Genomic DNA, 1,982 nt, shown 5'->3' on the forward strand with positions numbered 1-1,982 from the left:
ACGGTGACCGAAACCATGCTCTACCGCAACTGGCTCCGCGGGGTGCTCGGCTCGGCGGACAGCGACACGGCTCAGAAATACGGCCGGGCCCTGTACGACGCTCGCTCCTTCAGCTGGGACGAAGCGCAGAAGATGCGGGACAACCCGAAAACCCGGCCGTCGACCATCACGGCGAAGCAGGACCAGTGGAAGCGGATCGCCGAGACGATCAGAATCGATGATCCCGAAGCCTACGACTACCTGCGCGGTGTCAACGGCATGGACCGAATCGGCGCGGGCTTCATCGCCGTGCTGGCGGCCCTCATGTTCGCGATGTTCGATCTGACCGCGTCGCTGCTGGTACTGCTCGGCTTCCTGATCTTCCGCTGGGCGGTCATCGCCGCACCCATCCTCGGCACGGTCGGCCTGCTGAGACCCGCAAGTTCGGGCATCCGTCGCCTCGGTAACGCCGTGGTCGCGGCCGTCTTCAACATCGCCATCTTCGGCACCGGCGCCGCCATCTACCTCTTCGCCGTGGATCTGATCATGAACACCGCCAGCCTGGCCGGCTGGTTGCAGGTCGTGCTGGTCTGGTTGGTCGGAGTGGTGGGCTGGTTGCTGCTGCGGCCGTACCGGCGGATCACCCAGCTCGGCGGCAAGGACGGCACCGCGGCGATCACCTCCGCCGGCTCCTGGCACCGCCGGTTCTTCCGCGACATGCGCGAAGCGGCCAAGCTGGACGTGGCGGATGCCGGTGGCACGAACGAGCCCGTGATCGGCAAGGGCCGCACCGTCTACGTCGACCAGAGCAACCTGCGTCCCGAGGCCAGGCTGGAGGACCCCTCGCACGGTTCGGCCGGCCGTGGTGGGCAGACTCTGGCGCCGGCCCCGGATCGAGGGGGCAGCGGTCCGGCCGTTCGCCCGGACGGCAACGAGACGACCCGTGACAACGCGGAGCCTGGCGATCGCGCCCCTGTCCCGGTCACGGCTTCCGCCGCGCGGCAGCGCCGACCGTCTACCTGGACCGAGCCGGACGTAAGCGAACGGCCGGCCTCCTTCGCGATATACCGACCTGAGACCGGAAGCACCACCCGCGAAGAACCAGCTTCGCCGCGGGTGCGCACCGAGGCGAAGTGACCGCCGATGCCGAGAATGCTGGAACGCGGTCTCACTGGGCTCTTCCGGTCCCGCTGGGGAGTCGCCCTGGTGATCGCCGTGCTGGTGTTGGCGATCGTCGGGATCGGCCGGATCTTCTCCGATGGCACCGCCGCCGCCCCGATTACCGACCGGGTGTCGCCTGGCCCGACGGCCTCGATCGACCCGAGCCACGATGACGATGGCGTCATCGTCGACGACGAACCGCCTCCGTCGCCCACCACCAGCCCGGGCAGCGCGGAGCCCGAAGCTGTCGCCTACGCGTTCGCGGCGGCGTGGGTCGACCACAAGAACGTCTCGGCGAAGGCCTGGCACAACGGCCTCGTGCCGAACGCGACCAAGGATCTCGCCGACGAGCTGAACGGCGTCGACCCGGCCGACGTGCCGGCCGACAAGATCGCCGGCCGGCCCACCCTGGTGCCGATCGGCGACGGCCTGGTCAACGCGGTCGTCACGGTGAACTCCGGAAAGCTGACTCTGCAACTGGTGGCCCCCGACGGGCGCTGGCTGGTGGACGACGTCGATTGGGAGAGCTCGTGAACCTGCCGCGGCCGCGTGGGGTGGCCCTACTCGTCGCCCTGACCGCGACGCTGGCTCTGCTCTGCTGCGGCGGTGCCATCAGCGCGCTGCTGGTGGACGAGTTCGACGACAAGGAGGAGAACCTCAGTCTGCTCAGCGCCAACTGCGGTGCCGGCGGGCCGATCGATCCCGAGGCCAAGCTGCCCAAGGTCGGCCAGTACAACTCGGAGCAGATCAAGAACGCGGCGATCATCATCAACGTCGGCAAGCAGCTGAAGCTGCCACCGCGGGCCTGGGTGATCGCGGTGGCGACGGCGATGCAGGAATCC

General features: G+C 68.7%; 1 protein-coding gene and 2 pseudogenes. All 3 read left to right on the forward strand.

Features of this window, described 5'->3' with window-relative positions; translation table 11 throughout:
- Positions 1 to 1,116: pseudogene (locus tag DMB66_RS57465) on the forward strand (MFS transporter); the annotation flags it as partial.
- Positions 1,117 to 1,122: 6 nt separating this feature from the next.
- Positions 1,123 to 1,674: a hypothetical protein gene (locus tag DMB66_RS57470; protein WP_125812405.1), complete on the forward strand. Its 552-nt coding sequence runs from the start codon at positions 1,123 to 1,125 to the stop codon at positions 1,672 to 1,674.
- Positions 1,671 to 1,982: pseudogene (locus tag DMB66_RS57475) on the forward strand (M23 family peptidase); the annotation flags it as partial. The gene DMB66_RS57470 and the pseudogene DMB66_RS57475, both read left to right, overlap by 4 nt.

The organism is Actinoplanes sp. ATCC 53533, assembly GCF_003947245.1.